This window comes from Geodermatophilus sp. SYSU D00758, from assembly GCF_054049955.1.
In genome coordinates, this window is the sequence record NZ_JBJGYK010000050.1 from 24,854 (window position 1) to 31,590 (window position 6,737).

5 protein-coding genes are annotated in these 6,737 nt (G+C 73.6%); all 5 read right to left on the bottom strand.

The window, feature by feature from the left end:
- Nucleotides 1–5: 5 nt before the first annotated feature.
- Genes ACI8AC_RS22485 through glyA form a run of 5 tightly spaced genes read right to left on the bottom strand, consistent with a single transcriptional unit; the run spans nucleotide 6 to nucleotide 6,366 of the window.
- Nucleotides 6–590: a sarcosine oxidase subunit gamma gene (locus ACI8AC_RS22485; RefSeq protein WP_456900075.1), complete on the bottom strand. Its 585-nt coding sequence runs from the start codon at nucleotides 588–590 to the stop codon at nucleotides 6–8.
- Complete coding sequence (locus ACI8AC_RS22490) at nucleotides 583–3,450, bottom strand: 2Fe-2S iron-sulfur cluster-binding protein (RefSeq protein ID WP_456900076.1); 2,868 nt, start codon at nucleotides 3,448–3,450, stop codon at nucleotides 583–585. The genes ACI8AC_RS22485 and ACI8AC_RS22490 overlap by 8 nt, the downstream gene beginning before the upstream one ends.
- A complete protein-coding gene (locus ACI8AC_RS22495) occupies nucleotides 3,447–3,761 on the bottom strand; it encodes a sarcosine oxidase subunit delta (protein WP_456900077.1) in 315 nt (104 codons plus the stop codon). Before ACI8AC_RS22495 ends, ACI8AC_RS22490 begins: the two co-directional genes overlap by 4 nt.
- Nucleotides 3,762–3,790: 29 nt before the next feature.
- Nucleotides 3,791–5,041 (bottom strand): sarcosine oxidase subunit beta family protein, encoded by a 1,251-nt coding sequence (locus ACI8AC_RS22500; protein WP_456900078.1) that lies wholly within the window; start codon nucleotides 5,039–5,041, stop codon nucleotides 3,791–3,793.
- Nucleotides 5,038–6,366, bottom strand: a complete 1,329-nt coding sequence (gene glyA, locus ACI8AC_RS22505) for a serine hydroxymethyltransferase (protein WP_456900079.1) — start codon at nucleotides 6,364–6,366, stop codon at nucleotides 5,038–5,040. The genes ACI8AC_RS22500 and glyA overlap by 4 nt, the downstream gene beginning before the upstream one ends.
- Between the last annotated feature and the right edge of the window lie 371 nt (nucleotides 6,367–6,737).

A 6,737-nucleotide genomic window follows, 5' to 3' on the forward strand; every position in this document is an offset into this window, starting at 1 on the left:
GCCGGTCAGCGGTCGGGGGTGGGGGTGAACTCGAGGGCCGCGTCGAGCAGCCAGTCGGCGAGGTAGCCGGCGAAGGAGGACCGGACGAGGACGACGACGTCGTCGCCGCTGTCGGACAGGGCCAGCAGCACGATCCCGGCCTGGCCGAGCGTCGTCTGCGCGCTGCTCCCCCGACCGAAGGCCCGCGGGTGCAGGTCGATCGAGCAGCCCTTGGCCAGGACGTCGCGCACCCGGGCGCCGGTCAGCCGCAGGCCGATCCGCTGGGCGGAGACGTCGGTGGCCGCCCCGCCCAGGCCGACGACGGCGGCGCGGACCCGGGCCTCGAGCTCCTCGGGCGCCTCGGTGGTGCTGGTGAGCAGCCACTCGTCGGGGCCGAGCCAGACGGCCCGCCCCGACCCGGCCGGCACCCAGGTGTTGGGCGCCGTCGGCAGGTCGACGCCCAGCGCGGCGGACGCCTCGGCGTCGACCGTGCGCAGCCGGACGTCGGCCATCGCGACGAACGGCTCGGCGGTGACGCGGACGGTGTCGGGCAGGCGCTCGAACGCGGTACGCCACCCCTCGAGCGGGTGCGTGCGCAGCAGCTCAGCCATCGCGGCGGGCTCCTTCGGGATCGACCAGCACCGAGCCGGTGACCTCGACCGGGACGAGGGTGCCGTTGACGGGGACGTGGACGGTCTCGCCGATGCGCTCCCGGCCGCCCTTGACCAGTGCCAGGGCGAAGGGACGGGCGAGCTCGGCGCTGCGGTAGCTGGAGGTGACGTGGCCCAGCATCGGGACCGGCGGGGGCGGCAGCTGCCCGTCGGCGCGGTACTCGACGATCTGCGAGCCCTCCGGCAGCACGGTCCGCCGGTCGACGGGCAGCAGCCCGACGAGCTGCTTGCGCAGCGGGTTCTGGTTCTCGACGCGGGCGAAGGACCGCTTGCCGACGAAGTCGGGCTTCTTCTTCGACACCGCCCAGGCCATGCCCAGGTCGTGCGGGGTCACGGTGCCGTCGGTGTCCTGCCCGATGATCGGGTAGCCCTTCTCCGCGCGCAGGACGTGCATCGTCTCCGTGCCGTACGGCGTGATGCCGTACGGGCGGCCGGCCTCGAGCAGCCGCTGCCAGACCGCGACCGCGTACCAGGGGTTGACGTAGACCTCGTAGGCGAGCTCGCCGGAGAAGCTGATCCGGGCCAGCCGGACCGGCACGCCCTCGAGGGTGGTGTCCCGCCAGGTCATGAACGGGAACGCCTCGGCGGAGACGTCCACGCCGGGGAAGACGGCACCGACGACGTCGCGGGAGCGCGGGCCGACGACCGGGAAGGTGACCCACTGCTCGGTGACCGAGGTGCAGTGGACCCGCAGGTCCGGCCACTCGGTCTGGGCCCACTCCTCCATCCAGTCGAGGATCTTCGCCGCGCCGCCGGTGGTGGTGAGCACGAGGAAGCGGTCCTCGGCCAGGCGCAGCACCGTGCCGTCGTCGATGACCATGCCGTCGACGCCGCACATGACCCCGTAGCGGACCGAGCCGACCTTCAGGCTGCTCATCAGGTTGGTGTAGAGCCGGTCCAGGAGGACGGCGGCGTCCGGGCCCTGGACGTCGATCTTGCCGAGGGTGGAGCCGTCGAGGAGCCCGACACCGGTGCGGGCCGCGGCGCACTCGCGGAGGACCGCGGTCTCCATGTCCTCGCCGGGCTGCGGGTAGTACCGGGGACGCTTCCACTGGCCGACGTCCTCGAAGACCGCCCCGGCCGCTCCGTGCCACTCGTGCAGGGCGGTGACCCGCTCGGGGTCGAAGAGCCGGCCGCGGTCGCGGCCGGCCAGCGCGGCGAAGGCCACCGGCGTGTAGGGCGGCCGGAAGGTGGTGGTCCCGGTCTCCTGCACCGGGACCCCCAGCAGCTCGGCGACGATCCCCGAGGTCAGGACGCCGGAGGTCTTGCCCTGGTCGTGCGCCGTCCCGATCGTCGTGTACCGCTTGACGTGCTCCATGGAGCGCAGGCCGGCGCCGACCGCCCGGGCGATGTCGGCGACCGTCGCGTCGCGCTGCAGGTCGACGAACGACGTGCTGCCGTCGGCGCCGGAGGTGTCCGGCACCCGCCACAGCACCAGCGGCGCGGCCGGGACGACGGGGTCCGGGGTGGCGGGCAGCCGGTCCTCCCCCGCCGGGGGGATCGCCAGTGCCGACAGCGCGGCGCGCGTCCCGCGCTGCCCGTCGGCCAGGCACCCGGCCAGGTCGAGCACGCCGGCGGCCGAGCCGGTGACGGTCAGGCCGTCGAGCGCCTCCCCGGGGAGGAACGCGCCGAGGTCTTCGTCGTAGCGGAGCCGGCCGCGGGCCTGGCTGTACAGGTGCACCGCGGGGTTCCAGCCCCCGCTGACCAGGAGCAGGTCGCAGCCGATCGCGCTGCCGGCGCCGACCTCCCCGTCCGCGAACGGGGCGACGAGGGCGTGCGTGACCCGCTCGACGCCCTGCGTGCCGGACACGACGGCACCGGGCAGGACGCGGATGCCGGCGTGCTCGCACTCCTCGCGGCGCGGCGAGCCCTCCGGCCGGGCGTCGACGACCGCCTGCACCCGTACCCCCGCGCGGTGCAGGTCGAGGGCGGCGTCGTAGGCGCTGTCGTTCGTGGTGAACACGACGGCCTCGCGGCCGGGCAGCACGCCGTAGCGGTGCAGGAACGTCCGGGCGGCGCCGGCGAGCATGATCCCCGGGCGGTCGTTGTCGGCGAAGACGACCGGGCGCTCGTGCGCCCCCGTCGCGAGGACGACCGACCGTGCCCGGATGCGCCAGACCCGCTGGCGGGACACGGTGCGCGGCGCGGCGGCGCCGAGGTGGTCGGTCCGCCGCTCGAGCGCCAGGACGAAACCGTCGTCGTAGCTGCCGAACGCGGTGGTGCGCTGCAGGTGCAGCACCTCCGGGGAGCCGGCCAGCTCCGCCACCGCCGAGGCGACCCACTGCAGCGCCGGAGCCCCGTCGAGCCGGTCGGTGCCCGACAGCAGGGAACCGCCGGCCTCGGACTGCTCGTCGACGAGCGCGACGCGAGCCCCGGACCGGGCGGCCGTGAGCGCGGCGGCCAGCCCCGCGGGTCCGGCGCCCACGACGAGCACGTCCACGTGGTGGTGGACCGCGTCGTAGCGGGCGGAGTCGGGGACGTCGGCGAGGCGGCCCTGGCCCGGCAGGCCGTGGGCGACCAGGCCGTCGTACAGCTCGACGGTGGTGGCCAGCAGCATGGGCTCGGGGAAGGGTTCCTCGATCTGCACCAGGCCGCCCGGGTCCTCGGCCCAGGCGGCGGCGATGCCGCGCGGCCGGCCGAGCTTGATGCTCGTGGCGACCTGGTGCCGGCCGTTGGCGAGCAGCGCCGAGGCCAGGGTGTCGCCGGGGTGGCCGGGAAGGGTCTGCCCGTCGAAGGTGAACTCGACGGTGGTGGTGCGGTCGATGCGACCACCCGCGGAGGTGCGGAAGGGGGTGCTCACGGGGCTGTCCTCCCCTCGCGTGACCTCGCGAGCTCGGTCACGCCCGGCTTCGGGTCGTCGAGGCGGTACACGCTCTCGAAGCGGTAGGTGGTGGTGTCGCGGATCGCGTTGAACCAGCGCCGGCAGCCGGCGCTGTGGTTCCAGCGCTCGGCGAAGCGGCCCTTGGGGTTGTCGCGGAAGAAGACGTAGTGCGCCCACTCCTCGTCGGAGAGCTCGGCGGGGTTGTCCGGGTAGGGGACGTGGGCCTGCCCGCCGTAGTGGAATTCGACCTCCTCGCGGGGGCCGCACCACGGGCATGCGATGAGTTGCACGGGAACTCCTGGGTGGATGGGCGAGGGCGTCAGTGGGCCACGGCGGCCGCGCCGTGCTCGTCGACGAGCGCGCCGGTGACGAACCGGTCGAGGCTGAACGGCGCCACGAGCGGGTGGGGCTCGTCGTGGGCGATGGTGTGCGCCAGGGCCGAGCCGATGCCGGGCGTGGCCTTGAACCCGCCGGTGCCCCAGCCGCAGTTGAGGTAGACGTTGTCGTAGGGCGTGCGCCCGACGATCGGCGAGGCGTCGGGGCTGGTGTCGACGATGCCGCCCCAGGTGCGCAGCAGGTGCGCCCGCGCGAACACCGGAAAGAGCTCGACGGCGGCGGCCATCTGGCGCTCGATGATGTGGAACGCGCCGCGCTGGCCGTAGCCGTTGTACGAGTCGACGCCGGCGCCCATGACCAGCTCACCCTTGTGCGCCTGCGAGACGTACACGTGGACGGCGTTGGACATGACCACCGTGGGGTGCACCGGCTCGAGCAGCTCGGAGACCAGCGCCTGCAGCGGGTGGCTCTGGATCGGCACGCGGATGCCGAGCATGTCGGTGAGCACGGAGGTGTGGCCCGCCGCGCAGAGGGCCACGGTGCCCGCGCCGATGGTGCCGCGGGTGGTCTGCACCCCGGTGACCCGGTTGCCGTCGGTGGCGAACCCGGTGACCTCGCAGTCCTGGACGAGGTCGATCCCGGCCTCGTCGGCGCGGCGGGCGAAGCCCCAGGCCACGTAGTCGTGCTTGGCGATGCCGGCGCGCGGCTGGTACGTCGCCCCCAGGACCGGGTAGCGGATGTCGGTCGAGGTGTTGACGACCGGGCAGACCTTGCGGACCTCGTCCGGCTCCAGCCACTCCGCGTCGACGCCGTTGAGCTTGTTGGCCTCGACCCGACGCACGCTGTCACGGACGTCCTGCAGGGTGTGGGCCAGGTTGAGCACGCCGCGCTGGCTGAACAGGATCGGGTAGCCGAGGTCCTCCTCGAGCCCCTCCCACAGCTTGAGCGCGTGCTCGTAGATGCCCGAGCTCTCGTCCCACAGGTAGTTGGACCGGATGATCGTGGTGTTGCGGGCCATGTTGCCGCCGGCCAGCCAGCCCTTCTCCAGCACCGCGACGTTCGTGATGCCGTGGTTCTTCGCCAGGTAGTGCGCGGTGGCCAGGCCGTGCCCGCCGCCACCGACGATGACCACGTCGTAGGAGCGCTTCGGCTCCGCGTCGCGCCAGAGGAAGTCGGGGTGCTCCGGCAGGTCCGCGCCCGGGGTGCGGGGGACGTGGGAGGAACCGGGGCTCATCGGGGGACCTCCGTCAGGTCGGGGTAGAGCGGGTGGCGTTCGGCGAGCCGGGTGACCCTCGTACGGAGCTCGGCGAGCAGCTCCTCGCTCACCTCGGGCCGCAGCGCGGCGGCGATCACGTCGGCCACCTCGGCGAAGTCGTCGAGGTCGAAGCCGCGGGCGGCCAGCGCGGGGGTGCCGATGCGCACCCCGGAGCTGACCATCGGCGGGCGGGGGTCGAAGGGCACGGCGTTGCGGTTGACGGTGATGCCGATGGCGTGCAGCCGGTCCTCGGCCTGCCGGCCGTCGAGCGCCGACTCCCGCAGGTCCACGAGGACGAGGTGGACGTCGGTGCCGCCGCTGACCACGTCGATGCCCGCCTCGCGGGAGTCGGCGGCCAGCAGCCGGTCGGCCAGGATCCGGGCGCCGGCGAGGGTGCGCTCCTGCCGCTCGCGGAAGGCCGGCTCCCCGGCCAGCTTGAAGGCCACCGCCTTGGCGGCGATCACGTGCTCCAGCGGCCCGCCCTGCTGGCCGGGGAACACCGACGAGTTGAACTTCTTGGCCAGGTCCGCCGTGGCCAGGATGACCCCGCCGCGCGGGCCGCCCAGGGTCTTGTGGGTGGTCGAGGTGACCACGTGCGCGTGCGGCACCGGGGAGGGGTGCAGCCCGGCGGCGACGAGCCCGGCGAAGTGCGCCATGTCGACCATCAGGTAGGCCCCGACCTCGTCGGCGATCCGGCGGAACTCGGCGAAGTCCAGGTGCCGGGGGTAGGCCGACCAGCCGGCCACGATGAGCTTGGGCCGCCGCTCCAGCGCCAGCTTCTCCACCTCGGCCATGTCGACCCGGTGGTCCTCGCGGCCCACGTGGTAGGCGGCGACGTCGTAGAGCTTGCCGGAGAAGTTGAGCCTCATCCCGTGGGTCAGGTGCCCACCGTGGGCCAGGTCGAGACCCAGGATGGTGTCGCCGGGCTCCAGCAGGGCGGACATCGCCGCGGCGTTGGCCTGCGCGCCCGAGTGCGGCTGCACGTTGGCGTACTCCGCACCGAACAGCGCCTCGAGCCGGTCGATGGCCAACTGCTCGACGACGTCGACGTGCTCGCAGCCGCCGTAGTAGCGCCGGCCCGGGTAGCCCTCCGCGTACTTGTTGGTCAGCACCGAGCCCTGGGCCTGCATGACGGCCACCGGGGCGAAGTTCTCGCTGGCGATCATCTCCAGCGTGCTCTGCTGCCGGTTCAGCTCGGCGGCGATCGCTCCGGCGACCTCCGGGTCGGTGTCCGCCAGCGACCGGTCGAGCGCGCGGCCCGGAACGGCCGAGGCCTGCGGTGCTCCGTCAACCTGGACGACCATGCCGGAGTCCCTTCTGTCATGAGATGAAGCAAAAGACTGGTATATCAGTCGTGCAACACCGTAGGCTGGCGGCCGGACGCGGTCAAGGGGTGTCGAGGAAGCACCTCGCCGGCCCACCGTGGAAGGACCCTCCTGCCCCCACCGTTCGCGAGCGCACGGCGGGGCCCTGCAGGAGGGCCGCGGCCGGCCCCTGCAGGGAGGCTGCCGCGTCCGGTACGCACATCCGCGAGAGGAGATCCACCGCCATGGCCTACGAGGTGAAGGGCGTCGTCGCCCGCAGCAAGGGAGCCCCGGTCACCGTCGAGACGATCATCGTGCCCGACCCGGGCCCCGGTGAGGCCGTCGTCGACGTGCAGGCGTGCGGGGTCTGC

What these genes read in the sequence shown, in the direction of transcription:
- ACI8AC_RS22485 (WP_456900075.1), bottom strand. Translation starts at nt 590, where the DNA reads ATGGCTGAGCTGCTGCGCACGCACCCGCTCGAGGGGTGGCGTACCGCG.
- ACI8AC_RS22500 (WP_456900078.1), bottom strand. Translation starts at nt 5,041, where the DNA reads ATGAGCCCCGGTTCCTCCCACGTCCCCCGCACCCCGGGCGCGGACCTG.
- glyA (WP_456900079.1), bottom strand. Translation starts at nt 6,366, where the DNA reads ATGGTCGTCCAGGTTGACGGAGCACCGCAGGCCTCGGCCGTTCCGGGC.